The organism is Marinobacter sp., assembly GCF_052094685.1.
Lineage (GTDB): Bacteria > Pseudomonadota > Gammaproteobacteria > Pseudomonadales > Oleiphilaceae > Marinobacter.
In genome coordinates this window covers 1-23,625 of sequence record NZ_JBQDKB010000056.1, presented here as the reverse complement: position 1 = coordinate 23,625, position 23,625 = coordinate 1, and the positions used below count along the sequence as shown (strand labels likewise).

At 53.9% G+C, this 23,625-nt stretch carries 27 protein-coding genes; 7 read left to right on the top strand and 20 right to left on the bottom strand.

Features of this window, described 5'->3' with window-relative positions; translation table 11 throughout:
* Positions 1-650: enoyl-CoA hydratase/isomerase family protein (locus ACTH3S_RS12085; protein ID WP_441809264.1), on the bottom strand; the 650-nt coding region annotated here is incomplete at its 3' end.
* Between the two features lie 164 nt (positions 651-814).
* On the opposite strand from ACTH3S_RS12085, the gene dctP reads away from it, so the two are divergent.
* The 3 genes from dctP to ACTH3S_RS12070 all read left to right on the top strand — a co-directional run bounded on the left by dctP (position 815) and on the right by ACTH3S_RS12070 (position 3,803).
* Complete coding sequence (gene dctP, locus ACTH3S_RS12080) at positions 815-1,861, top strand: TRAP transporter substrate-binding protein DctP (protein ID WP_441809263.1); 1,047 nt, start codon at positions 815-817, stop codon at positions 1,859-1,861.
* A gap of 89 nt (positions 1,862-1,950) precedes the next feature.
* A complete protein-coding gene (locus ACTH3S_RS12075; RefSeq protein WP_441809262.1) occupies positions 1,951-2,496 on the top strand; it encodes a TRAP transporter small permease subunit in 546 nt (181 codons plus the stop codon).
* A complete protein-coding gene (locus ACTH3S_RS12070) occupies positions 2,493-3,803 on the top strand; it encodes a TRAP transporter large permease (protein WP_441809261.1) in 1,311 nt (436 codons plus the stop codon). The genes ACTH3S_RS12075 and ACTH3S_RS12070 overlap by 4 nt, the downstream gene beginning before the upstream one ends.
* 113 nt (positions 3,804-3,916) lie before the next feature.
* Here ACTH3S_RS12070 and ACTH3S_RS12065 read toward each other — a convergent pair whose 3' ends face one another.
* The 18 genes from ACTH3S_RS12065 to ACTH3S_RS11980 are packed head-to-tail and all read right to left on the bottom strand — an operon-like array spanning position 3,917 to position 20,396.
* Positions 3,917-5,146 carry a beta-ketoacyl-ACP synthase gene (locus ACTH3S_RS12065; RefSeq protein ID WP_441809260.1) on the bottom strand — a complete coding sequence of 410 codons (1,230 nt, stop codon included), beginning with the start codon at positions 5,144-5,146 and terminating at the stop codon, positions 3,917-3,919.
* The gene (locus ACTH3S_RS12060; RefSeq protein ID WP_441809259.1) at positions 5,146-5,871 is read right to left on the bottom strand and encodes a 3-ketoacyl-ACP reductase FabG2; all 726 of its coding nucleotides are present in this window, start codon (positions 5,869-5,871) and stop codon (positions 5,146-5,148) included. The genes ACTH3S_RS12065 and ACTH3S_RS12060 overlap by 1 nt, the downstream gene beginning before the upstream one ends.
* Positions 5,872-5,873: 2 nt before the next feature.
* Positions 5,874-6,347, bottom strand: a complete 474-nt coding sequence (locus ACTH3S_RS12055) for an ApeP family dehydratase (RefSeq protein WP_441809258.1) — start codon at positions 6,345-6,347, stop codon at positions 5,874-5,876.
* A gap of 12 nt (positions 6,348-6,359) precedes the next feature.
* Positions 6,360-7,529 (bottom strand): beta-ketoacyl-ACP synthase, encoded by a 1,170-nt coding sequence (locus tag ACTH3S_RS12050; protein ID WP_441809257.1) that lies wholly within the window; start codon positions 7,527-7,529, stop codon positions 6,360-6,362.
* Complete coding sequence (locus ACTH3S_RS12045; protein ID WP_441809256.1) at positions 7,526-8,104, bottom strand: DUF3261 domain-containing protein; 579 nt, start codon at positions 8,102-8,104, stop codon at positions 7,526-7,528. The genes ACTH3S_RS12050 and ACTH3S_RS12045 overlap by 4 nt, the downstream gene beginning before the upstream one ends.
* Before the next feature lie 16 nt (positions 8,105-8,120).
* Positions 8,121-9,407, bottom strand: coding sequence for a tryptophan 7-halogenase (locus ACTH3S_RS12040; protein ID WP_441809255.1), 1,287 nt, complete (start codon positions 9,405-9,407; stop codon positions 8,121-8,123).
* Entirely contained in the window at positions 9,365-11,698 is a 2,334-nt protein-coding gene (locus tag ACTH3S_RS12035; RefSeq protein ID WP_441809254.1) for an MMPL family transporter, read from the bottom strand. Before ACTH3S_RS12035 ends, ACTH3S_RS12040 begins: the two co-directional genes overlap by 43 nt.
* Positions 11,699-11,701: 3 nt before the next feature.
* The gene (locus ACTH3S_RS12030; RefSeq protein ID WP_441809253.1) at positions 11,702-12,310 is read right to left on the bottom strand and encodes an outer membrane lipoprotein carrier protein LolA; all 609 of its coding nucleotides are present in this window, start codon (positions 12,308-12,310) and stop codon (positions 11,702-11,704) included.
* Positions 12,307-12,726, bottom strand: a complete 420-nt coding sequence (locus tag ACTH3S_RS12025) for an acyl-CoA thioesterase (RefSeq protein ID WP_441809252.1) — start codon at positions 12,724-12,726, stop codon at positions 12,307-12,309. Before ACTH3S_RS12025 ends, ACTH3S_RS12030 begins: the two co-directional genes overlap by 4 nt.
* Entirely contained in the window at positions 12,726-14,276 is a 1,551-nt protein-coding gene (locus ACTH3S_RS12020) for an HAL/PAL/TAL family ammonia-lyase (protein WP_441809251.1), read from the bottom strand. Before ACTH3S_RS12020 ends, ACTH3S_RS12025 begins: the two co-directional genes overlap by 1 nt.
* Positions 14,273-15,244: an LpxL/LpxP family acyltransferase gene (locus ACTH3S_RS12015; RefSeq protein ID WP_441809250.1), complete on the bottom strand. Its 972-nt coding sequence runs from the start codon at positions 15,242-15,244 to the stop codon at positions 14,273-14,275. Before ACTH3S_RS12015 ends, ACTH3S_RS12020 begins: the two co-directional genes overlap by 4 nt.
* A complete protein-coding gene (locus ACTH3S_RS12010; protein ID WP_441809249.1) occupies positions 15,241-15,993 on the bottom strand; it encodes a glycosyltransferase family 2 protein in 753 nt (250 codons plus the stop codon). Before ACTH3S_RS12010 ends, ACTH3S_RS12015 begins: the two co-directional genes overlap by 4 nt.
* Positions 15,993-17,768, bottom strand: coding sequence for an AMP-binding protein (locus ACTH3S_RS12005; RefSeq protein WP_441809248.1), 1,776 nt, complete (start codon positions 17,766-17,768; stop codon positions 15,993-15,995). The genes ACTH3S_RS12010 and ACTH3S_RS12005 overlap by 1 nt, the downstream gene beginning before the upstream one ends.
* On the bottom strand, positions 17,761-18,312 hold the full coding sequence (locus ACTH3S_RS12000; protein WP_441809247.1) for a hypothetical protein: 552 nt from the start codon (positions 18,310-18,312) through the stop codon (positions 17,761-17,763). The genes ACTH3S_RS12005 and ACTH3S_RS12000 overlap by 8 nt, the downstream gene beginning before the upstream one ends.
* Positions 18,313-18,327: 15 nt before the next feature.
* Positions 18,328-18,588, bottom strand: a complete 261-nt coding sequence (locus ACTH3S_RS11995) for an acyl carrier protein (RefSeq protein WP_441809246.1) — start codon at positions 18,586-18,588, stop codon at positions 18,328-18,330.
* Positions 18,589-18,590: 2 nt separating this feature from the next.
* Positions 18,591-18,863, bottom strand: coding sequence for a phosphopantetheine-binding protein (locus ACTH3S_RS11990; protein WP_441809245.1), 273 nt, complete (start codon positions 18,861-18,863; stop codon positions 18,591-18,593).
* Positions 18,856-19,629, bottom strand: coding sequence for a lysophospholipid acyltransferase family protein (locus ACTH3S_RS11985; RefSeq protein WP_441809244.1), 774 nt, complete (start codon positions 19,627-19,629; stop codon positions 18,856-18,858). The genes ACTH3S_RS11990 and ACTH3S_RS11985 overlap by 8 nt, the downstream gene beginning before the upstream one ends.
* On the bottom strand, positions 19,626-20,396 hold the full coding sequence (locus ACTH3S_RS11980; RefSeq protein ID WP_441809243.1) for a beta-ketoacyl synthase chain length factor: 771 nt from the start codon (positions 20,394-20,396) through the stop codon (positions 19,626-19,628). Before ACTH3S_RS11980 ends, ACTH3S_RS11985 begins: the two co-directional genes overlap by 4 nt.
* Positions 20,397-20,653: 257 nt before the next feature.
* On the opposite strand from ACTH3S_RS11980, the gene ACTH3S_RS11975 reads away from it, so the two are divergent.
* The 4 genes from ACTH3S_RS11975 (at position 20,654) to ACTH3S_RS11960 (ending at position 23,243) form a co-directional block, all read left to right on the top strand.
* Positions 20,654-21,094: an excinuclease ATPase subunit gene (locus ACTH3S_RS11975; protein WP_441809242.1), complete on the top strand. Its 441-nt coding sequence runs from the start codon at positions 20,654-20,656 to the stop codon at positions 21,092-21,094.
* Positions 21,084-21,827: a 4'-phosphopantetheinyl transferase superfamily protein gene (locus ACTH3S_RS11970; RefSeq protein WP_441809241.1), complete on the top strand. Its 744-nt coding sequence runs from the start codon at positions 21,084-21,086 to the stop codon at positions 21,825-21,827. Before ACTH3S_RS11975 ends, ACTH3S_RS11970 begins: the two co-directional genes overlap by 11 nt.
* Positions 21,828-21,936: 109 nt before the next feature.
* Positions 21,937-22,059, top strand: coding sequence for a hypothetical protein (locus ACTH3S_RS11965; RefSeq protein ID WP_441809240.1), 123 nt, complete (start codon positions 21,937-21,939; stop codon positions 22,057-22,059).
* Positions 22,056-23,243, top strand: a complete 1,188-nt coding sequence (locus ACTH3S_RS11960; protein WP_441809239.1) for a CynX/NimT family MFS transporter — start codon at positions 22,056-22,058, stop codon at positions 23,241-23,243. Before ACTH3S_RS11965 ends, ACTH3S_RS11960 begins: the two co-directional genes overlap by 4 nt.
* A 14-nt stretch (positions 23,244-23,257) precedes the next feature.
* On the opposite strand, the gene ACTH3S_RS11955 is transcribed toward ACTH3S_RS11960, so the two are convergent.
* The gene (locus ACTH3S_RS11955) at positions 23,258-23,500 is read right to left on the bottom strand and encodes a hypothetical protein (protein ID WP_441809238.1); all 243 of its coding nucleotides are present in this window, start codon (positions 23,498-23,500) and stop codon (positions 23,258-23,260) included.
* Positions 23,501-23,625 lie beyond the last annotated feature (125 nt).

Below are 23,625 nucleotides of genomic sequence, written 5' to 3'. Positions count from 1 at the left end.
TTTGTCTGTTCGCGCCACGGGGCCCGGATCAGCCGCTTGCTGGCTCTCAAGGCTTCGCGGGGTTTGCTCGCCAGATTTCCGGCAAGGCTTAGCGCCTCAGCCACCGCCTGCCCATCCTCAACAACCCTGCTGGCCAGCCCACACTCGTGGGCTTCTTTACCGGTAATCACCTCTCCCAGCAGCAGCAAGTCCGTTGCCCTGCGCGCGCCCAGATGCAAAGGCATGGTTACCGTTGAGGCTGCCTCAGGCACCAATCCAAGATCCACAAAGGCCGTCTTGAATTTCGCATTCTCGGCGGCAACCACAACATCAACATGCAGCAACAACGTGGTGCCGATGCCAATTGCCAAGCCTTCAACGGCGGCGATCACCGGTGTATCACAATTCATCAGCGCCTCAATAAACGCCAACCCGGCGGAAGATTTCGGATTATCATCTGTGGCGCGGGCCCGGAAATCTTCCAGATCATTGCCAGCGGTAAACACGCCCCTTGTTCCGGAGATGACAATGGCGTTTACAGTCTCGTCTTCATTGGCATGGGTTACAGCGTCATTCAGTTGCTGATACATCCCCCTATTCAGAGCGTTTTTCTTTTCGGGACGGTTGATCACAAGATGGAGCACACCTTGAAACTGGTGACTGTCAATCATTGAACTATCCTTTCAGTATTATTCTGTCGATTTCGTATAAAACATCCTATTGCAAAAGCCTTCTCTTATGATAGGTTTACAAACATAAAATTCACACAGCAGTTTATTGTTCTGCACAGTGAAACTTAGAAGCCGTCATTAACAACAACGAACGAGGCACAGCCATGAAGCTCTTTGCCAAAGCAAACAAAACCCTGGCCGTTTACGCAGCGGCCCTTACGCTGGGAATTTCAGCCGCTCTAAGTGCTGCGCCAGCCGCAGCCGAAGAAACGTTTACGTGGAAAGTGCAAGCGCACTGGCCAGCCGCAAGCAGTTCCTATACTGACAGCTTGGTACGCCTTCAGCGGGTGTTAGACGAACGCACCGATGGGCGCCTCAAACTTGAACTCTATGAAGCTGGCGCGCTCTTTAGCGGCAAAGAAACATTTAACGCCGTAAGCCGCGGCATTTTGGAAATGGGTGCCATCGCAGCCTCTTATGCGCAAGATAAAGTCTCTCTGGCGGGTATTGCTTCAGGCCTACCATTCGCATTTCGCAACGTTTGGGAAGTCGCGTATTTCCACAAGAACATGGGGTTTGAGCAGATGCTTCGTGACGAAGCTGCTGAGCATGGCGTGTATTGGTCAACCGAAAAGATATTTCCAACCGAGATGGTCGTCAAAAAACCTATCAAAACCTGGGAAGACTTTACCCGCTTGAAAATCCGTTCTTCAGGTGTTCTGCAAAAGTTCCTGACCGACGCGGGTGCTTCGGCCTCATATGTTCCCGGCAGCGAAATGTACTCAGCGCTGGACTCTGGCGTCGTTGATGGTGCCCACTGGGGCGCAGTTCAGGGTGCTGCCAGCATGTCTTTATATGAAGTTGCCAAGTATCACGTTAAGCCAGCCCTGAACATTGCCGGTACCGACGTGTTTATCGTTAACCAGAAGGCGCTAAATAAGCTGCCAGAAGACATGCAGAAAATTGTTAAAGACACGCTCAATGAGCAGTTCTGGATTCGCACTAACGAATACCTGTTCAAAGAACGCAGCACTCTGGCTAAAGTTATTGCCGAAGACGGTGTTGAGGTCAACAAACTGCCAGACGACGTTCAGGAAAAGCTGACACAGGCAGCACAGAAAATGTGGGAAGAAGAAGCCAAGCGTAGCGACAATGCCAAAAAAGCACTGGGTATGGTGAAAGAACTCCTGGCCGAGCTCGGTTATCTCTAAGCAATAGATATCTGTTAAACAATAAAGGCCGGAGGATCTCACCTCCGGCCTTTTTCCCCTGAAAACCCAACATCCTCCTGGAGAATGCCATGAGTGTTCTGACCGCATTCATAAGAGGAATTACTCGTCTTAATGACTTTGTCGGGCGCTGGATAGCCTTGCTTATTTTCGCCATGTTCGCATTCCTGATGCTGGAAGTGGGCTTTCGTTATCTGTTCAACTCACCCACCGTCTGGACCAACGAGCTTACACAGATGCTGTTCGGCGTTTATGCGGTCATGTCCGGAGGCTATATCATGGCCCACAGGGGCCATGTAAACGTAGACCTTCTGCACTCACAGTTATCGCCTCGCAAACGGGCGTTTATGGACATCTTCACCTCACTGATTTTTTTCATTTTTACTCTAGCCCTACTGTGGTTCGGCATTGATATGGCCAGTGAATCTATATCAGGCTGGGAGACCTCCTTCTCCGCTTGGAACCCGCCAGTCTGGCCAGTCAAGCTTGCCATTCCGGTCGGTACAGGACTGCTGGTACTGCAAGGGCTCGCCAAGCTTCTTGAAGACATTGCCATTGCATTCAACCTGGATTACTACCGTCCGAACCAGAGCCTATCCGAAGGAGAGCAGTCGTGAGTATTGAAATCCTGACCCTACTGTTTTTCGGCTCGCTCCTGTTTTTTCTTATTCTCGGTCTCCCGCTAACGTTTGTTCTTGGTGGCGTTTCCGTCATATTCCTCTATTTCACTTGGGGATTTGACTCCTTCTATATGGTGGCCACGCAGATCTGGGGCACCATGGAGAGTTTTACTCTGGTTGCCATACCTCTGTTTGTTTTCATGGCTATGGTGCTCGAGCGAACGGGGGTAGCAAAGGATCTGTATAGGATGATGCACCTGTGGTTCGGTGGCCTTCGCGGCGGTTTAGCTATTGGAACCCTGGTGATCTGCGCGGTGTTTGCTGCCATGGTTGGCATCAGTGGCGCCGCGGTGGTTGCCATGGGAACCATCGCCCTGCCCTCCATGCTGGAACGGGGCTATGACCGAAAAATGGCATTGGGCGTGATCAATACAGGCGGTGGTTGGGGCATTCTGATACCACCCAGCATCCTGATGATTCTCTACGCACTGATTACCGGTGTATCCGTAGGCCAGATGTTTGCTGCCGGTATCATGCCGGGCATTCTGCTAATGGTACTCACCGTTATTTACATCCTCGTGCGCTCAACCCTACAGCCGCACCTGGCGCCAGCACTGCCGCCCGAGGAGCGAGGCACTTGGCCCGAAAAGTTCCAGGCCCTAAAATCGGTGATACTGCCCATTGGTGTTGTATTCATGGTACTTGGTTCCATCATCGGCGGCATTACCACGCCAACGGAAGCAGCCGCCATGGGTGTTCTCGGTTCGCTGATTTCGGCGGCCGTTTATCGCCAGTTTAAATGGAGCATTCTGCAAGAAGCCGCCATCCGCACGTTCAAGCTCACGGGCATGATCATGTGGATCCTGTTTGCTGCTCACGCCTTTAGTGCTGCATACCAGAGCATGGGTGCTCAGGATCTTATAGAAGGCTTGATGCAGCACATTCCCGGCGGCCCTTGGGGCATCATCATCGCGATGATGGTGATTGTGTTCATTTTGGCGATGGTGCTGGATCCTGTCGGCATCATGCTGATCACTCTTCCGGTGTTTATGCCGATCGTGAAATCTCTCGGCTTCGATCCAATCTGGTTCGGCATCTTGTTCGTGATCAACATGGAAATCGGCTACAAGACACCACCGTTCGGGTTCAACCTGTTTTACCTAAAAGGTGTGGTGCCACCAGGCATTACCATGAAGGACATATACACTTCCGTGGTTCCGTTTGTCATGATTGAGATACTGGCCATTGCTATTATTATGGTCTTTCCAAAGATCGCTACCTGGCTGCCGGGCGTGTTTTTCTAGAACACCGCAGCTTTGGTAGTCAGGGACGACGCGATGCAAAGCCTGTGAGTGCGAAGACATGACTGTTCATATCTGGCGATCCAACTGATCAGGCCAACCCTCTTCGAGTCACATTATTTTAGCCACCGGCGGAAAATCAGCGAGGTATTGATGCCACCAAACGCAAAGTTATTACTCATCACATACTCACAGTCAATCTCTCGCGGTTCGTTGACAATGTAATCGAGATCGGCACACTCCGGATCCACCTTGCTCAGATTGAGGGTGTGGTGAAAACGGTTGCGGTTCATCATTTCCAGTGCCACCCAGGATTCAAGTGCACCACAGGCCCCCAGCGTGTGCCCGGTGTAACTCTTCAGGGCACTGATGGGTGCACGATTGCCGAACATATCATGGGTGGCATGGCTCTCGGCAATATCACCACGATCGGTGGCGGTGCCATGGGCACTCACATAGCCAATTGCGCTGGTATCAAGGTCAGCGTCGTCCAGAGAGCGCTCCATCACCTGGCGCATCGTTTCGCGTGTTGGCTGGGTGATATGGGCGCCATCGGAGTTAGTGCCAAAGCCGACAATTTCGCCATAGATATGCGCGCCACGGGCCAGAGCATGCTCCAGCTCTTCAAGAACCAACGTACCCGCGCCTTCACCGATCACCAGGCCATCACGTTCGGAATCAAAAGGTCTTGGTGTAGATTCTGGTGAATCGTTAACCGTACTGGTGGCATAGAGCGTATCGAATACGGCAGCTTCGGTCGGGCACAGTTCTTCAGCCCCTCCTGCCAGCATCATGGTCTGGCGACCGAACTTAATGGCTTCGTAGGCATAGCCTATGCCCTGGCTGCCAGATGTGCAGGCACTGGATGTTGTAATTACCCGCCCTTTGAGCCCAAAAAACACCCCAATATTGACCGGTGCCGTGTGAGGCATCATGCGGATATAAGACGTTGCAGTAAGGCCGTCCACCACATCGTCGAGCAGCATTGTGGCAAATTCCGTAACCGCTTTGGTAGACCCGGTCGATGAGCCATAGGAGACGCCCATTCGGCCATCACGAATGCTTTCATCTTCCAGCAGCCCGGCGTCATCCAGTGCCAATTCGGAAGCCCGGGTAGCCATCAGCGCAACCCGCCCCATACCGCGTACCGCCCGGCGTGGATAATGTGACGGTTTTTCAAAATCAACCACCGGCGCACCTAACAGGGTATTCAAGCCGGAATACCGTTCCCAGTCGGCCATGGCCCGGATGCCATTGCGCCCGTTCTCAAGGTTACCTGACACAGTTTGCCAATCGCTCCCGATCGGAGAGATTCCGGCCATTCCAGTAATCACAACTCGCTTCATTAGCAGATACCTCCATTAACTGAAATAACCTGTCGGGTGATATAACCCGCGTCTTCCGATATTAGGAAACTAATGGTAGCCGCCACTTCCTCCGGCTTACCCAAACGCTTACAGGGGATCATTTTCAACGCCTCTTCAACCGGAACGTCTTCGATCATGTCCGTTTCAATCAGCCCGGGAGCGACGCAATTTACCGTTATTTTGCGCTTCGCCAGCTCAACCGCGAGCGCTTTGGTCGCACCAATGATGCCCGCTTTAGCGGCACTGTAATTTACCTGACCACGGTTTCCATTGACCCCAGACACAGACGACAGAGCGACAATGCGCCCTGGCTTGCGCCTGCGGATCATGGGCATAACCAATGGGCTGAGCACGTTGTAAAAACCATCCAGATTGGTGCGCAGCACCAGATCCCAGTCTTCACCAGAAATGGCGGGAAACGCATTATCACGAGCGACACCGGCATTACAGACAACACCGTAATAGGCACCATGTTCTTCCACGTCATCCAACAGCACTCGCGACACCTGCTCACGATCAACAATATCAAACTGAAGAATTCGGGCGTTTTGCCCCATCGCTTCAATTTCGCGCTGAACGTCCTGTGCTTGGCCCATTTCCCTACGACAATGCAGAACAACGTCATACCCATCCCGCGCCAGTCGCAACGCGGCTGCACGACCAATACCTCGGCTAGAACCGGTGACCAATACTGTGTGTGTCATGTTCATGCTCCAAAAACGTCTCTAAAATCATCTGGCTGAAACACATTAAGCCGGGTGGTGACTGCAAAACTCTGGCCATCTGGTTGCTCGCATGTCAGCTCGCAATCAAAAACACCGAGCCCGTTTTCACCCATAACCACTTCATTAACAACAATCGTAAGGATGCTGCCCACTGGAAATGCTGGTTGCTCCGCCTCATATTTACGCGCACCGACCAGAAACCCTATTTTTACAGGTTGGTTTTCGTCCTTTGCTCGGGTGCCTGCATAAGCGGCAATAGACTGAGCCATATATTCGATACCAATCCACGATGGCATCCAGCCTTCATTCACGAACAGGTTGTCTTCTGTCAGTGTAGAGCGGGCTTTCAGCCAGGTTTCGCCGGAATCAACCACTTGATCCAGCAAGCTCATTTCGCCCCGATGGCTCACCAGCTCGTCCATGTTGTCATTCGTTCTCTGGCTCGCTGTTATCATGCCATCTATCCTTCAGGTCGTAGCACTGAGCACCAGCGCGATGTTGTTGCCACCAAAAGCAAACGAATTGCTCAGCACATTCTCAGGCGCCGCTGAAAGCGCTTGGCCCGGCGTCACCAGTTTAAGCTCGGGCAACTGTTCGTCTTTTTCACCATCCCACCAATGCACAGGTAAATGACCGTCGCCTACCAGCGTAAGCCAGCAAAAAGCTGCTTCCAGTGCGCCGGCCGCGCCCAGAGTATGACCAGTCTGCGGCTTGGTCGCACTGCACGGTGGCATGGCTTCGAAAACCTGACTTACGGCAAGGCTTTCCATGCTGTCATTCTGGGGCGTCGCGGTGCCATGTAGGTTGATATAGCCAATTTGCTCAGGCCTCAGATCTGCGTCTTCCAACGCGGTATTAATGGCATTGAGTGCTCCCAACCCTTCCGGGTGTGGCGCTGAGATATGATGGGCATCGGAGCTTTCGCCCACTCCAGCCAAGGTGACCGGCCCCGGCTCATGAGACATCACAAAAACAACCGCCGCTTCACCGATGTTGATACCGTCGCGATTACGGCTCATCGGGTTACAGGTCGAAGCGCTAATCGAGTCCAGAGCGTCGAAACCGTTGACCGTGAGCTGGCAAAGGCTGTCCACACCACCACAGATAACCGCATCACAAACGCCAGCCTCCAGCAATCGCCGGGCACTAGCCAATGCTTTGGCGCTGGAAGAGCAAGCAGTAGATATGGTGGTTGCGGGCCCTGATAAGCCAAGATGATGGGCCAGAAACTGCGCCGGCGCACCGACTTCCTGCATAGAATAGTGATACCAAGATGGCAAACCCTCGGGCCGCTCTTCAGCGAATGCGCGCTCGGCATCGCCAATGCCGGAGGTGCTGGTACCCAGAACCACACCGATTCGATGGTGAGCATGCTTTTTCAAAACCCGATCCAGCTGGGGCTTTATCTGTTCTACGGCTTTCAGTAGCAGGCGATTATTACGGCTGGCATGCTGTCCTTTTTGTACTGGCAACTCGGCCATGACTACGCCCAACGGCAAGGCCCGTCCTGGCGTATAGGCTTCGGTAACAGTCAGCGGTGTTGGCTGGGCAGCCATCAGTGCTTCGGCGACCTGATTGGTTGTCTCTCCCAGAGCGCAGACGATGCCGGGTTTATGCAGATAAGTGGGGTTGGTCATTGTGCTGCGAGATCCTTCATTTTCAGGGTCTTGATGGCCATCACCAATCCCATCCGAGGATGGTTTATCGTCAGCTCCGCCCCTGTCTCAGGGGCATGAAACTTGGCTGAGTAGCTTATCACCACCTCCAATTCACCCTCAAGATGAAGCGCCCGCTGTGGCCCTATCTGCGAGACCTTCCAGGGTGAGCCGTATGCCTCTTGCAATGCGGCTTCCGGCCAATAGGCCAGCTGTAGCTGGGCCAACAGCCAGCGAGCGGGCATGTCCCGCGCTACTTGTTCGCTTTGCCAGGCGCTGATTTTGCCATTTTCATGCACAATATCGAGCAGGCGCTGACCGGTCAGGGTGAAGCCAGTCATTCTGGTTTGCTCAGGAGTAATGCTCACCACACTTATTATGTGGTGGCGCAGGCCATCCACGATCAAGGTCAACCGCTGGTTCAACTGCACGGCCATCCCACCGCTTGCCGGCTCCAGTAATGGAGGAACAGGTGGCGAGGAACGAACACTCAGCATCTGACAACCGGTCAGGGCTATCATCGCCAGGGCCAGGAGTACGCCTCTGATCGAAGCCATCGTCCACCCGTTGCTTTTACCCACGGCACAGATCGGCCAGCGTCGCCAACCGACGACGACTTTCTTTCACATACGGGTTATTTGTATCCCAGGCATACCCAGCCAGAATGGATGAAATCATTCGCGTTACCGGCTCGGAGGGATTTTCTGCGAAAACCACATCCTGAAAAGAACCTTCGTACCAGGCATTGACATAGGTACGAAAGGTATCAACGCCGGCCATTAATGGCTCGGCATAGTCCACCTGCCAATCAACGTTTTCGCCACCAAGCTGACGATGCAGGGCCTTTGCCGCCAAACTGGCGGATTTCATGGCTATGGTGACCCCTGAGGAGAATACTGGGTCAAGAAATTCGGCAGCGTTGCCCAACAGCGCGTAATGAGAGCCGTACAACTGTTTCACGTTGCAAGAATAGCCCTGAATCTTTCGTGCGGGCGTGTCCCATTCGGCATTGGCCAAAAGGGTGGAAAGGTTCGAATCTTCAGCAACAATCTCCCGCAAAACCTCCAGCGGCTCTCCTTCCCGGCTCTCGATAAACTCAGGGGATGCCACCACACCCGTAGAGCAGCGGCCATTGGCAAAAGGAATCAACCAGAACCAAACATCACGCCGCTTCGGATGCACGGTGATGAGGATCTTTTCGCGATCATAGTCGGGGTGGTCGATCCTGTCTTCAACATGAGTAAACAGCGACATCCTAGGCGGAAGCCCGGAGGGCATTTCTAGATCCAGCAGGCGTGACAGTACGCGCCCAAACCCACTGGCATCCAGCACATATTTGCCCCTGGCTTCATATTCCTGACCGTCATCAGTGCGCACCCCTAGTAATGGACGCTCACCACTGAAATCGGCCTTTGTAATCTCATGCCCATAGCGAATCTCGGCGCCCTTTCGCTCAGCCTCTTGGGCCAGAAGATGATCGAAATGAGCGCGCTGAACCTGAAAGGTGGTGCCAGGGCCCGGGGAAAATTTCTCGCAAAAATCAAAAGAGGTACTCGTACCATCGTGATGAAAAGCGGCGCCGTTTTTGTGCTGGAAGCCGGCATTCTGAATGACGCCTGCCATCTCGGCCTCCTCTAGAAATTCCATACACTGGGGCAGTAGACTCTCACCAATGGAAAACCGGGGGAAGTGCTGTTTTTCCAGAATCGTCACCTGATACCCGTGCTTGCGCAACAGCGCTGCCGCAACAGCGCCCGAGGGGCCCGCACCGATAATAATGATATCGCTTTCCAGATCCTCTACATTCAACTTTGTATTCAATTCTGTTCTCTCCTGTGAAGTACAAACGCGATCAGCCATGCCAGCCCGATTCCCGGAAGAACCGTTATGCCGAAATGGTGCAAAACCGGTGTTTTACTGAGCGCCAATAAACCGAACGCCAATAGCGATGTTATCGCTGACAAGGTAACCGCCTCCCATGCATGCAGTTCGCCGTTGCTTTCGCGCACAAAAATGCCGATATCCAGCCCGATACCCAGAATCAGCAATGCTGCCAGCAGGTTGAACAAATTGAGCGGCTCGCCAAACGCAGCCAGCATGCCCAGCGTCACAACCGTTGCCAGAGCTGGCGGGAGTATGACCCGCCAGCAATGCCGGCCATAGCGCACAACCAACACCAGCATCACCAAACCATAGGCGAGCGCCATCCACAGACTAACGGTTATGCGGTAGTTGCCCAGTAAGGCGGAGATCTGGCCCACGCGATCAACAAAACGCACACCCTCAAGCCCGCCGGCCAACGCTGCCAGTTCATCATGCACACCCGCATCTGCTGCACCGCCAAGGGTAATCAACGATGCGGTTAACGCCCCCGGCAGGCTCGGCTCCAGCCACAAGGCATTCAGCAGATCGGCAACCGGTGTTTTGTGCAGGTCATCTGGAACCAGCCAACCCGGATGATGCCCGGCAAATGCCTGTTCGCTCAGGGTTACCAGATTTGCGGGCATGCCCAACACCCCGAACAACTGCGTAGGCAGCCCAGCGTCATAAACGCCGGATTGCACAAGCTGTCGATTCCTTTGTTGCTGCCGGATAGATGGCACGAACCCCGAGATAGCTTGATAACCCTGTAGCTGCCCATCAGAAACCAAATGATCCAGGGCGACCCTGATCCGCTCCTCTCTTTCCAAAACTTGCTGGAGGGAATCACCTTCAACCAGCAAGAAGCGGGCGCTACCCGGGTTCTGGCTCAGCTGCTGTACCCTTTGCTCTTGAACAATCAGAGCATCAGGGGACGACTGCAATGCCCGAAGGCTGTCATCAAAGTGTATAGCCGGTAGGCCCCAAAGCGCACCGATCACTGCTGCAACTAGCAGCGCTGCCAGCCAAGTACGGAATCGAGCCAGCGCCTGCAACCATTGTCCCAGCTGCCCTGCCGTTTCGCTGACTGAAAGCCAGGGCCGAGCCAAAGGAAACCAGAGTACAACCGTTAGCCAGGCGCCAATTAAGCCTGCGGCGGAAAACAGCGCAATTTGTTGTAAGCCGGGAAACGGCGTGAGGGCTTGGGCACCGTATGCCAAACAGCTGGAAACCAACCCCAGGGTAATACCCGGAAGAATGCGCCTGATACCGTCTGTGCGGCTGTATCGAACTTGGCACAGGTAATGAAACGCATAATCCACCGATACACCAACCAGGCTGGCTCCGAATGCCAGCGTTACTAGGTGTACCTGTCCAAAAACCATTAATGAGGCAGACAACGCCACCACCAGCCCAGTTCCAATACTGATCACCGGCAGCCATAAATAGGTGAGGAAGCGAAATTGCCAGAGCAATAACACAACGATGGCAACCAGAGAACCAACGCCAATAGTCGATAGTTCCCCCTTGGCCTGCTCGGCACCGGCAGCCGCGTGAAAAGCCAATCCAGAACGCAGGAACTCGCTGGAAACACGATTTTTTTGAACCAGCGCCTCGGCGGTCTGAACAGCATCTAATACCGAATTTTGGGACGCTGGAGCGAACGGGTCACCGGCAAAGGACGCCGTGATAACCCGGTAATGTCGATCACCGTCGCGGGCATAAAGACCTTGTTCATCCACCATGAAACCGGTAGCAGGGGTGAGGTTTTCCAGCCATATACCCAGTAGATTAATGGGGTCGTCTACTATAGAGGCCGGGCGTGGACGACCGATCGGACTCACCAGCTCTCGGGCCGCACGCGAAACCAAAACATCGCCTTGCCCGCTCATCAGCTTTTTAGTGGCGCTTTCAGCCAAAAGTTGGTATCGGTAAGGTTCGTAGACGGTTGTCATTTCCGACAGCCAGCCCACGCTGGCTCCGGCTGTTACTGACGTAAAAGCCCCAGAATCTGAAAGACTACCGGCCACTTGCCCTGCCAACGCCCCCAACTGATCCCGGTCGGCATTCGATCCGCCAATTAACAGCAACACCCGGTTAGCCACGAAGCTATTCATCCGCTGCGATGCACGCTCAACCAACGGTTCTTGTTGGTCCTGAGGTAGTAACGCCAGAATGCTGGTATCAAAGGCACTTGAGGACAGGCGCGGCAGCATCTGCACCACCAGCAGCCCCAATACCAACGCCCATAGCAATGCCGGCCAGCGCCGGGAACGACCGCGTACAATCATTGGTTACCGGGCTTTGATGTCATTCAGATCAATACGGGTTCGATCGCCATTGCTCTCGCTCAGGATCAGCACCTCCAGATAGTCCGACCCCTGCAACTTAATGGCGTTCAGATAGGATTTCAAAAGCTCGTCTTTGGGCTCAAGCTCTACGATCCAACGTGCGTCTTCCTGTACCGAATGGATGGTAAAACGTTCCTCCAGCGCTTGCCAATCGCCTCCAAAAATTGCGAAAAAGACCTCACTGATCGCCCGGGTCATGGGCTGTTCGTCCACGCCCATGCGCATGACTACTTCGCCATCCTGCTCTTCGACAATCTCGTTGGGAGTGATACGCAGATTGGTAGCCACCGGTTTGCGGATATTCCAGCTCAGCCCCTCGTCAACGACAAAACTGAAATGGCCACTGGAGTCCAGAGAGGTATCCAGATCTGCGATATACTTGCTTTGCTCAAACTTACCTTCGAGAGATGCAGCACTGGCCTGTTCGCCAAGCAGGTTTTCCATCGCCGACGCAGTCTCAATATTTGGTTTGGCAGCCCATACGACAGAGACCATAACAACCATAGACACGAGAACCACCGCAAATCGGCCAATCAATGACCGCAATATCATGAAGCCGTCCCTTCAATATCTGCCACCTTGTCGAGCAGAACCTGCGGCGAGGCGAAACACATCTCACCGTCGGACATGTTAACGGCCACTTGAACCGTGTGGCCTCGGGTCAGTCGTTTACCAGATACCGGGTCCGTGATGATGTAGTCAATTTTGAGCCGATGCTCCCATTCCTTCAGCACCGCTCGCACATTTAGAACCTGATTGTAACTGGCAGGCTTGGCATAGCGGATATGCATGTCAATCACAGGCCAGGCATAGCCAGAATCGCGCATGCGCAGGTGGTCATAATCCAACTTTTCCAACAGCTCACACCGGGCGATTTCAAAGTACTTTACATAATGGCCATGCCAAGCAATTTCCATGATATCAATATCATGAAACGGAATTTTGACCTGTGCGTCAGCATAAATCATCAGGATTCTCCCTCTTGATTCTCCGGGTAAAGCAGCCACTCCCGGTTCTGGATTCGGGTGATCAAGGCGCGAAGCTCCTGCTCCAGGGCTCGGTCCTCGGTCAGCTTCGTGCTGGTGTGCCGAACCGACTCCAGAGTTTTCCGCAGTTCACTACCAATGCCATCCCATGACAGATCACCCTTTTCAATACGCAGCTCCAGCCCTTGGCACACGGAAATAAGTGCCGAGGCGGTCACCTGTTCGGTCAACTGCAGTATTCGCAGGCAATCGCGGGCAGCAATCGTTCCCATGCTGACCTTGTCCTGGTTATGGCATTCGGTTGAACGGGAAAATACACTGGCCGGCATGGTCAACTTCAATGCTTCTGCAGTCCACGCCGAAGCACCAATTTGGACAGCCTTTAGGCCATGATTGATAGCTGCCCGCTGGCCGGTAGCACCGGACAAATTGGCTGGTAAACCATGGTTGAACTTCACATCCATCATTTGTGCCATTTGCCGATCAAGGAGGTCGGCAATATTGGCGACGGCGGTTTTCAGCGAATCCATGGCTGCAGCGATATGGCCTCCGTAGAAATGACCACCGTGCAGAACGTGCTCACCTTCGGCGTCGATGATCGGATTGTCGTTGGCGCTGTTGAGTTCGTTCTCGATGAACTGGCGCAGCCAGGGCAAAGAATCTTCAAGCACCCCGATAACGTGCGGGGCACACCGCAAGGAGTAACGATCCTGCAGCCGGCTGGAGTTACGTGGCGGTTCGTCGGCATGCAGATCCTCACGCAGCCTGGCGGCAATGCGCTGCTGGCCGGCATGGGGTTTAACGGAGAACAATACTTCGTCGTAGTGATGGGCATTGCCGTCCAGTACCAGAGAGGCCATGGCGGTAATGCGGGTGGCCAGTCGCGACAGATATTCCGCCCGCTCGAACGCCAAGCAGGCAAGCCCGGTCATCACAGCGGTGCCGTTCATAATCGCCAGGCCTTCCTTGGGCTTCAGGCGCAGTGGCGTAATGCCTTGCTCGGCGAAGACCTCTGCCGTTGGCCGACGCTCGCCTTGCCAGTACACCTCTCGCTCACCGCAGAGCACCGCGGCAACGTAGGATAAAGGCGTCAGATCACCACTGGCACCGACCGACCCTTCTGATGGAATAACCGGAACTATATCTTTCTGTAGCAACAGTGTTAGTTGTTCCAGCAATTCATAGGTCACGCCGGAGTAGCCGAAGGTTAGCGAGTTCAACCTGGCAGCGACCGCGGCTCTAGCCTGAATTGGGCTAAGCATTTCACCAAGACCGCAACCGTGAAAGGTAAACAAATGATGCGGCAGCTCTGCCACCAACTCCTCGGGAATCATAGTGGTGCAAGAATCACCGTATCCTGTGGTTACGCCGTAAATTGCACCATCTTCTTCCAGCAACTGCTCCAGAAACGCACTACCTCGGCGAATGCTAGTTGCGAACGCAGGGGCAGAGCTAAGCATGACGTTTTTTTCACCCCGAGCAACGGCGGTAATGTCTTCAATGGTTATAGGTTTGTCATCGAACGTGATCATTGGTCAGCGCTTTTCTCACTGTGGGAGTCGGTACTCTGGCGGTACCAGAACGAGTAAAAGTTGAACCATTGCAACGGCGCTTTTTCGCAGTAATCGGCCAGTAGATCCGCCCATCGCTGCAGGGTTTGCTGTAACGCCTTCTGCCGTTCTTTGCGTGGCAGTAAAATACGATCCGCAAAATGGTCGATGTACAGATCAAAAAAAGGCTTTTCCTCAGTCTCGCGACGCAGGCAAAAAATTGTTAGTACCGGGCACCGGAGAATGGAGGCCAAGATAAACGGGCCTTGGGGCAAGTGGCATAGCTCCCCCAGAAAAGACACTTCGCTGGCGTTGCTTTGACCAGAAATCGGCGAGCGATCACCTGCAACCACTAAAAACTCCCCCGCCTCAATTTTCTGCTGCAAGATAATAGCTGTGGCGGGGCTGATGTCGGAAACCTGAATAACGTTTACATGGGCCTTGCTGTTGGCACGGGTTAGCATTGCATTGAAACGTGTGGCGTGAGCCGTATGCATCAGCACATTAAACGTGACGTTGGTATTGCGTTTCGCAAGCGCCCGGCAAATCTCCAAATTGCCCAGATGGGACCCCACCATCACACAACCCTTGCCCTGTCGCGCCAGGTTGTCGAACACCTCATGATTATGGAACTCGAGCGCATCAAGCGAGATATCACCCTGCCAAACCGCCAGTTTATCAAGCATGCTTTCGCCAAAATTCATGAAATGGCGATAACTCTGAAACAATAATGACCGGTGGGATGGCAGACGACCTTCGGCACGCATGTGCTGCAGATATTCCAGCGACGCCTCCCGGGACGACTTTCGAAACAAAAAGTAGTACAGAATGACCGGGTACAAACATACCCGAAAAGGCAGCCGCCCGAGCCGCCGGTATACCGCAAGCAAAAACCGGATACCACTGACCGCGCCAGCTTCTGCGATATTGGACCAGTGGTTTTCGTTCACTGGGGCATTCTCCTTGGCGAGCCACCGCGCAAAAGCAATCTGGGTAGCCGTCGAAGCATGCCAAAAAACAGCCGGGTATGCATTTTGGTAATCAGCCAATTATCTTCAAAACCCCGGAAGTGAGAAATGCCATCCTGAGAATAACGCACCTGGGCCTTCGTCTGCACAACTCGGCCACCCTGCCAAAACCACTTAACCAGCACTTCGATATCGTAATCCATGCGGTCACCAAGGCGCTGAGTACGTATCAACTGGCATGCTGCCCCCACCGGATATACGCGAAAGCCACACATGGAATCGTGAATTTCCAGCGAAAGTGTGCTGATCCACACCCAGACATGGGTCAGGTAACGAGCGTAATAGCGCAAAAGAGGTACGCTGTCGTCGTATTCCGGCATACCGGAAATAATCGCGTCAGGATATTCTCCAGACAAGGATACCAACCCTGGAATTTCCTCGGGGTTGTGCTGGCCATCGGCATCAATCTGAAGAGCATGGCGGAAGCCTTGCGCTTCAGCCCACAACAACCCGGCCTTGACCGCCGCTCCCTTACCACCGTTCTGGGGTAACCGCTTTAGGTAAACCTGCGGGTCCGCTTCGGCCAACGCCTTGAGTATGTCGGCACAGGCCGATTCGCTACCATCGTCTACCAACAATACCGGGAAGCCTTGTTGGCGAACGCTACGAACCGTCTGGGTTATCGTGCTCGGGTGGTTGTATACAGGAATAATCGCGCAGAGCTCAGACATCAAGCAGTCCCCTGCGGCGCATCAAACACCATCCGCCCGGAGGAAAATACGATATCGCCGTCATGGAGCCGAAACACGATCCGACTGCGTTCGGGTTGTAGGGAGATTTCCATAGCCAATTCCCGGCCAGGTTGAATCAGTTCCTGAAATTTCACCGTTTCCATTCTGGAGAATGCACTGCTATCAGCCAGCCGCTCACCAAACATCGCTCGGGCGTAATGTTCAACCCAATGAATCTGTACCACGCCAGGTAGTACCGGAAATTCATCGAAGTGCCCGCGGAAGTATATTAAGTCGGATGATAAACCAAGGTGCAGCCGTGCCGTGTTGGCGTCCAATAGCTCACGCTTTAACACTATCGGCCAGCGATTCTTGTCGCCATTATCGGATGCGGGATGTTTTTGCTCAGCTTTCTCAAACAAAGCCATCAGACTTTGTTGCGGTACCTTGCCCTGAGCATTGCGCGGCAATTCGTCGATCAATCGCCAACGACGGGGTAATACCGGGGTCTCGAAATGCCCGGCAAGCCATTGGCGCAGATCATTGGTAACGGCACGCTTGCCTGCGGCTGCAAACCTTTGCCGACCAGCCTCACCCAGCACCGCAACCACTGCGGTCTCGATACGCCGACCGATAAGCACCACCACCCGCACCTCATCAATATGGGGATGCTCAGCCAGTTGAATTTCCATGTTCGTCAGAGAAACCCGTTTGCCTTCAATTTTAGCAATCCGGTCCAGTCGGCCAAGTAGGCGGAATCGATGAGAATCGTAAACTTCGGCCTGGTCACCCGTCATAAGCCAGTTCTCATTGCCCAGTATGGACGACTGCAATAACAACGCTCCGGTTTCTGGCTGAGTGCACACTTCAATGCCTTTTAAGGTCGTCCAAACCTCATCGTCCATCTGCTGGCGCCAGGCAATTCCACCTGTTTCGGAACTGCCAAAAATTTCCGTTACCGGCACGCCAAAATAACTACTGCCAAAGGCGCTGTGTTCCCGCAACAGTGGTGCTGTAGAAGAAACAACCAGATTCCATTTCCCCACAGCGGTCTCGCCAGGTTGGTGCGGCCAACGGGCAAGGTGGGTGGGCGTTGTGACCAGCACTGCGGATGACAGTTGCTCGGCCAGTGCCAGAACGTTTTCTGCATAATGGCAGGTTTCAGCCACAAAGGGACGACGGCCTGCCAGCGGCCACAGCACCCGCCACAGCAAACCATAAATATGTTGATGACTGACCGTGCCGATAACCGCGGACTGGCCGGCCACTTTGCCCCAGTGACTTTCGTGTATGAGTACTTCATTGCCCAGTTGGAACAGGCTGGCGGGCACCGCCTTTGGCGCACCGGTCGTGCCTGAAGTGAGCACAATCACGGCCAGATGAGAAGGGTTCAACGGCGAAAATATCGGAGCCACTCCCCCGGTACCTCGAGCCGGAGTCGGAATGAGCGGAAGACCGACGTCGTCATTAAAGTCACCGGCAAGAGCGCCAACCCGCCTCTGCAGTTGCACCATAGTTGCTGGCAATTGGTCACCCGCCAACAACGCGGTTTTACCGGCATACCAGAGCCCAAACAACACGGCGGCAAACTCGCAGGCGTCCTCCACGAACACACCAACGATCTGCGCAGGCTGCTGCTCGGCAACTCTCTGCCACTCTGCCACCCGACCCGCAAAGGCCTGCCTGGTTACCACGATATTATCCCGCAGGGCAACGATCGCCTGTGGTTCACCAAGGGTACTGAGAACATGTGTTAAGGATGTTGATTCAGTCATCGTGCTGACTCCGGTAATACTGACGAAAAAGCCATTCGCCAGCGAACAGCGCCCCCATCAACAGATAACTGATAAAGCCGTTGTAAATTGTCCAGATCCCGTCTCCAGCGTAAACTGTGCCGGTGGCGATTGCGCCATTGACCACAAAAAAACCACACCAGATCCAGGTGACGTTACGCGTATAAGTAACACCAGAAGGTGGCAGGTCTGGTTCTTTGAGTCGGGCAAGGCGCTCAATGACGGTGGGAGGAAACCGCAGGCTCCAAGCAAAAACGCTCAGCAGGCCGACACTAACCAGGACTGGGTAAAATTTGACACCAATGGACGACTGTTGCTCCCACGACCAAGCGGTTAACAATAAACAGCCGAGCAACCACCACCAGCCACTACGTCGCCCTCTGATCGCGCGATACGTGTGCAATAGCCCGATGGGGAACAACAACCATGTTGCTGCTCCAGTACCACCATGCTGTAGCGTGAAATAGACCGCTAGAGGATACCCCACCGACAACAAGCCAATGGCAATACGTGACAGCCACTCCATAAATCCGAACCTATCTCACTTCTGCAACAGCTGATCGACAGCGTTCACCACATCTTGCACTGTACGAACTGCCTTGAATGCTTCGGGCTGAATTTTTTTGCCCGTCCACTGCTTGAGCTCGACGATTAGGTCAATGGCATCGATGCTGTCGATGTCCAGGTCTTCATACAAATTCGACTCGGGTTTGATGCCTTCCGGTTCCAGCTCAAACAGGTTAACCAACACCCCGGCAATGTGGTCAAAAATCTCTGCCTGACTCTTCGCTACTTCAGTCATCTTCAGACTTCCCCTCGGACGTTTTTATGACTGGCCACCAGCTCTGCCAAACTGTTGATGCTGGCGAAATGTTTGCGGGTTTCCTCAGAATCCGCGGCAAGCTTGATCTTGTAGCATTTCTGCAAAGCCAGACCCAGCTCCAGCGCATCGATAGAGTCCAAGCCCAAACCGTCTATAAACAGAGGCTCTGAAGAGTCAATGTCATCAACCACGATGTCTTCCAGTTCTAATGCATCAATAACAAGCTGCTTAAGCTCGATGTTCAGCTCATTCATGGTGAGCAGTCTCCCTGGTAAAATAATCTTTTATGGTGGCGGTCAGTTGCCGCGACATAACGGAGGGCTTCCCCTCCAGAAAGGGTGAAACATCCAGCTCCTCACCTACCTGAAACTTCATATGAAACCGGCGCTCCGGCACTCGGTACCACGGAGTGTTCTTGGTGAGGGTCAGTGGTGTGCACTCTATGATCACCGGCCGGAGATTTTGCCTGGTTCTGATCGCAATATTGGCAGCCCCTCTTTGCAACCTGACTTTCTGGCTGGGCGTTGTGCGCGTGCCTTCCGGAAACACAATGAGGCTGTTACCTCGGGCAAAGGACTCCCCAGCAGCCCTGATCACTGCATCTGGATCATCGTTCGCAATATAGCAGGCCGCTTTCACCGGCCCGCGGGTGAACGGATTTCGCAGCAGACTACTTTTAACCACACAGTCGGCCCTAGGCATCAAAGAAATCAGGAACACCACGTCAATCAGCGTGGGATGGTTGGCTATCACTAGCTGACCCGGACGGTCGAGCCGCTCCAGATGGTGGAGCTCCACTGTCAGCACACCCAATTTTTCCATCATACCCGTGAACAGCCGGAAACATCGGTGAATGAGATACTTGACCCAGCGCTCCCTACGAGAATCGCCCGCAATCAACAGTGACACCGGCACCAAAATTAGGGTAAGCACCAAGCCACCCAAGCCGAAGACCAGAAAGGAGAAGCCTGTGGCCAATTGTCGCCACAACCGATTCAACATGTTTGTGAGGTTACTCAACCGCACTTTCGCCATTGCCAGAAACGTCGATCTGCAATCACTTTCAGGGCCACCTCGTCATCCTTCAGTAAGAATCGCAGAAATCTGTCGCCATGAGCGCAAGCCTGCGTTTCAGCCTGACGGTCACCTTCAGGCAGCTGCGCCAGCGAAAAGTCCAGCAAAATACCGGTGCCCGCATTCGCCAGCCCAACGCGAAACGCAAGCGCCTGGACTTCGCTGGGCGTCTGATTCAAACCGCACAACGGAGGTGGCAACGGATCGTCATAGAACACACATAAAACTTCTCTATTCTTATCAGGACTGCAGCGCAACTGGGCATAAGCTTCCAGTAGCGCCGCACAAAGCGTGTCGGGCCCCGCCGAGATCGCTGTCACCGGCGAAAATACCTTATTGGCGATGGAGTGAATGCCGCCAATGGCATTGTGAACAGACAGACTGAACGAAGCCGGTGACAGCGGCGCTTGCACTGCCAGGTCACGCAGCAGTTTGACGGTACGCCCTACCTCGCCGTGCCGGGAGGCAAATACTGTGGCAATAGGCTCGGGGCGCTGCTCGCCCAACATCTGCCCAGCGGTCCATAAAGCAGCCTTACCCATCGGGCTGAGGCGACGACGCAACATGGCGTTAACCCAGGGAAGATCAGGCTTATAGCACGCTTCCGGATTACCATCAGCGCCGCCACCGGCCCACGCCAGCCACTCTTCGCGCTTCATTCGCGACGGAGAAAATACGGCCCAGTCATTGATCGTTATCTGAAAACGCTCCATACCGAAAGAAATTCCGTGTAAGGCCCGACCCGCTGGTAACGTCTCTTTGCAAGAGAAACAACGGAAACTGGTATTTATGAATTTTTGGCAAAAAATCACGTGCCCGGCGCGATTCTATCCCGACAACCATAAGTGCCGCAACAAGGCAACCCAGTACATGACAATTCGTTACACTTGGTCAAAAAGACGCCATTTGTTACTATCAACGACAATGTTTTAATAGCCCCGCCCACCTGTCTATATTAAGGATAATAACAGTGAAACTCCCAGTTTTAGCTGCTGCCATCTTGGCTCTTACCTTCTCAACTACGGCCCTGGGCCGTGATACCAAACACTTGCTCCCTCTTGAGGACGCAATGAACACCCCCGATGCTCAGCAAAAACTGGACGGCTCAATCAAATTCTACTTTGCAGATGAAGCACACCCGCAGATCACACAGAAAATTCCGGGCGTGACAACCAACCGGAAAACCAACGCCTTCATGAAGTCCGATGAAGAGGCCTGTAGCTGGGTATTCCTGTCTGCCATGATCGCCCTGCAAGAGAGAGCTCAACAAGAAGGTGCTGACGCAGTGGTCAACATAACCTCTTATTACGATCGTCAGGAAATGGCCAGCCGAGACGACTACGAATGCCATGCTGGCGCCGTATTGGCTGGAGTTGCACTTAAGGGAGACATCGTAAAGTTTGCCGACTGAACCGTTCTGGCCAATTACAAGGGTGTTTCTGTGCCATGCAGACACCCTGACACCTCTTCCGAACAACAGCGCTTTACAGCAGCTACTCGGTGACAGCGAGCACCAACGCCTCAACCGATACCAGGGCAAACGCTACCGTGAGTTCCTGCAATCTCGCCTGCTTTTACGACAGGCGTTGAGTTCGACATTACCCGGCACTTTGCCACCGAACTTCTGGCAGATCACCGAACGTACGGAGCAATCGCCACTTGTTCACCAGGCCGTTGAGGCCGGCTGGCACTATTCGTTGGCTCATAGTCGCGGCATGATAGGTGTTGTCATCAGCAATGATGGCCCCTGCGGCATTGACCTGGAATATCAACGCCGACGGGCTAACATCGTAGAACTCGCTGACCAATGGTTCCACCCAAGCGAAACCAAACTATTGGCGACGCTGACAAACCTTGAGCTGATCGCCGCTTTCTATCGCCTTTGGACCATGAAAGAAGCTTTTATCAAGGCAAAAGGCTCGTCAGTTTTCTCTGGCATTCTTGCTCGCACGCACTTCGTAGCGTGCAATCCGACGGACGACGGGAAAGACCTATACGCCCACAGTTTAGAACTGCCAACAGGGTATTTCAGTCTTTCTGTTGTCTGTCACCATCCACCGGCGAACATTACTCAGGGCTACCCGCTGGCAACGGCGAAAACAATTACTCCACGCGTGACTACTTACATCATTCACCAGAGCTAACACACTGAATTACGTAATCTCTGGCGGATGCGATAACGTTCGGCATCACTCAGGCCCTTGATCTGACGCGCGATTACCCAGCCCAGTATTCGCGGCCCTCGAATTTTCCGTGGATGCCATTGCAGCCGTCCTCAGCTACCATGACGGCTCAAATTTTCGCCGGGCATTCAATCGCTGGCTTCAGCTAACGCCTGATCAGTATCGAAAACAGGTAAGGTCCAAATATTCATGACCCACAAAGCTCACCCACAACAAACCCGAAGCGCCCTCATGATGTTCGTGGGTATGATGCTGGTCGCCCTCAATCTACGCCCCGCACTAACCAGTGTTGGGCCGATTTTGACGAACATCGGTGAGAGCTTATCGCTGTCATCTATTGGCCAGGGTGTACTTACCACCCTGCCCGTTCTGCTTCTGGGCTTGGCGGCCCCAATTGCCCCCCGTGCGGCCCGTAAACTCGGCATGGAACGAGCGGTACTGGCGGCCCTCCTGATTTTGGGCGTGGCGATGGTTTCGCGACCCTACCTTGGCGTGAGTGGCTTATTTTTAGGCACGGCGGTGGTCGGCGGCTGCATAGGTATCATGAGCGTTCTACTGCCCGGAATCGTAAAACGCGACTTCCCCGAATCCGCAAGCCTGATGACCGGCATTTATACCGCCGTGCTGTGCACTGGGGCAGCAGTGGCTGCCGGAGCAACTGAACCGTTACGCGTGGCCTTTGCCAGTGCGTGGGAGCCGGCGCTGGCATTCTGGACAATCCCCGCTGTTATCGCAGCGGTAGTCTGGTGGCTTCAGTTGGATGGCAAGCAGGTTCCCAAAGCACCTGGCGCGCCAACCAAATCACTGCTCAAAGACAAACTGGCCTGGCAAATTGCCTTTTATATGGGGCTGCAATCATCTTTGGCGTATACCGTTTTTGGCTGGCTTCCTACCATTCTGCAAGACCGAGGGCTTGAGCCGGTCAACGCCGGGCTGGCCCTGTCCATATCCATTCTTGTGCAGGTACCAACCGCCATTGTTGCACCCTGGGTAGCCAGTCACATGCGCGATCAGCGCTTTATGGTGGTGGCGGTTATGCTGGCCGTTCTTGCTGGCCTTTGCGGCAGCATTTATGCGCCGATCGAACAGGTCTGGCTGTGGGTAGTTGTGCTGGGGCTGGGCCAAGGCGGTTCATTCAGCATCGCCCTCACCCTGCTTGCAGTTAGAGCTCGCGATGCGCAGACCGCCGCACGCTTGTCAGGAATGGCCCAGGGTCTTGGCTATACCATGGCGGCACTGGGCCCATTATTTGTCGGTGTTTTGCACGAATGGTTCGAGAACTGGAATATAGCCGGCGCCTTCCTTGGCATGATTGCCGTTAGCGCCATCGTTGCAGGGCTCGGAGCCGGCCGTAAGCTCTATGTGCTGGATCACTGAGCAGAATACAAACGCTATGGAGTGCCATCACCTCTAACACCCATCCGGTCGAGATACACATGCAACTCGGCCTCGCTCATGTCGACGTACTCCAGCACCCGGCCATAGAGCATAACGGTGGGGACATTCCGCCCACCCCTCTCCTTCTGGGTTTCATGTATCAGATACAGGATAAGCCTCTCTGTGCGAGTCAGGCCATCACGCACGTCCGGAATAACGTCCAACGCGCTCAGCCATTGTTCAGGATCCATACCCATCTTTTGTCATCTCGCGCCTTCTGTCACTTGAGCGCCATCGAAGCGAATCGCGGAATTGCGATAACTTATTGTCATGGTTTTAGTCCTATAGTAACATGTAACTTTTGCTTAAGCGTCTGTTTTTA

What these genes read in the sequence shown, in the direction of transcription:
- dctP (WP_441809263.1), top strand. Translation starts at nt 815, where the DNA reads ATGAAGCTCTTTGCCAAAGCAAACAAAACCCTGGCCGTTTACGCAGCG.
- ACTH3S_RS12075 (WP_441809262.1), top strand. Translation starts at nt 1,951, where the DNA reads ATGAGTGTTCTGACCGCATTCATAAGAGGAATTACTCGTCTTAATGAC.
- ACTH3S_RS12065 (WP_441809260.1), bottom strand. Translation starts at nt 5,146, where the DNA reads ATGAAGCGAGTTGTGATTACTGGAATGGCCGGAATCTCTCCGATCGGG.
- ACTH3S_RS12060 (WP_441809259.1), bottom strand. Translation starts at nt 5,871, where the DNA reads ATGACACACACAGTATTGGTCACCGGTTCTAGCCGAGGTATTGGTCGT.
- ACTH3S_RS12055 (WP_441809258.1), bottom strand. Translation starts at nt 6,347, where the DNA reads ATGATAACAGCGAGCCAGAGAACGAATGACAACATGGACGAGCTGGTG.
- ACTH3S_RS12050 (WP_441809257.1), bottom strand. Translation starts at nt 7,529, where the DNA reads ATGACCAACCCCACTTATCTGCATAAACCCGGCATCGTCTGCGCTCTG.
- ACTH3S_RS12045 (WP_441809256.1), bottom strand. Translation starts at nt 8,104, where the DNA reads ATGGCTTCGATCAGAGGCGTACTCCTGGCCCTGGCGATGATAGCCCTG.
- ACTH3S_RS12040 (WP_441809255.1), bottom strand. Translation starts at nt 9,407, where the DNA reads ATGGCTGATCGCGTTTGTACTTCACAGGAGAGAACAGAATTGAATACA.
- ACTH3S_RS12035 (WP_441809254.1), bottom strand. Translation starts at nt 11,698, where the DNA reads ATGATTGTACGCGGTCGTTCCCGGCGCTGGCCGGCATTGCTATGGGCG.
- ACTH3S_RS12030 (WP_441809253.1), bottom strand. Translation starts at nt 12,310, where the DNA reads ATGATATTGCGGTCATTGATTGGCCGATTTGCGGTGGTTCTCGTGTCT.
- ACTH3S_RS12025 (WP_441809252.1), bottom strand. Translation starts at nt 12,726, where the DNA reads ATGATTTATGCTGACGCACAGGTCAAAATTCCGTTTCATGATATTGAT.
- ACTH3S_RS12020 (WP_441809251.1), bottom strand. Translation starts at nt 14,276, where the DNA reads ATGATCACGTTCGATGACAAACCTATAACCATTGAAGACATTACCGCC.
- ACTH3S_RS12010 (WP_441809249.1), bottom strand. Translation starts at nt 15,993, where the DNA reads ATGTCTGAGCTCTGCGCGATTATTCCTGTATACAACCACCCGAGCACG.
- ACTH3S_RS12005 (WP_441809248.1), bottom strand. Translation starts at nt 17,768, where the DNA reads ATGACTGAATCAACATCCTTAACACATGTTCTCAGTACCCTTGGTGAA.
- ACTH3S_RS12000 (WP_441809247.1), bottom strand. Translation starts at nt 18,312, where the DNA reads ATGGAGTGGCTGTCACGTATTGCCATTGGCTTGTTGTCGGTGGGGTAT.
- ACTH3S_RS11995 (WP_441809246.1), bottom strand. Translation starts at nt 18,588, where the DNA reads ATGACTGAAGTAGCGAAGAGTCAGGCAGAGATTTTTGACCACATTGCC.
- ACTH3S_RS11990 (WP_441809245.1), bottom strand. Translation starts at nt 18,863, where the DNA reads ATGAATGAGCTGAACATCGAGCTTAAGCAGCTTGTTATTGATGCATTA.
- ACTH3S_RS11980 (WP_441809243.1), bottom strand. Translation starts at nt 20,396, where the DNA reads ATGGAGCGTTTTCAGATAACGATCAATGACTGGGCCGTATTTTCTCCG.
- ACTH3S_RS11960 (WP_441809239.1), top strand. Translation starts at nt 22,056, where the DNA reads ATGACCCACAAAGCTCACCCACAACAAACCCGAAGCGCCCTCATGATG.
- ACTH3S_RS11955 (WP_441809238.1), bottom strand. Translation starts at nt 23,500, where the DNA reads ATGGGTATGGATCCTGAACAATGGCTGAGCGCGTTGGACGTTATTCCG.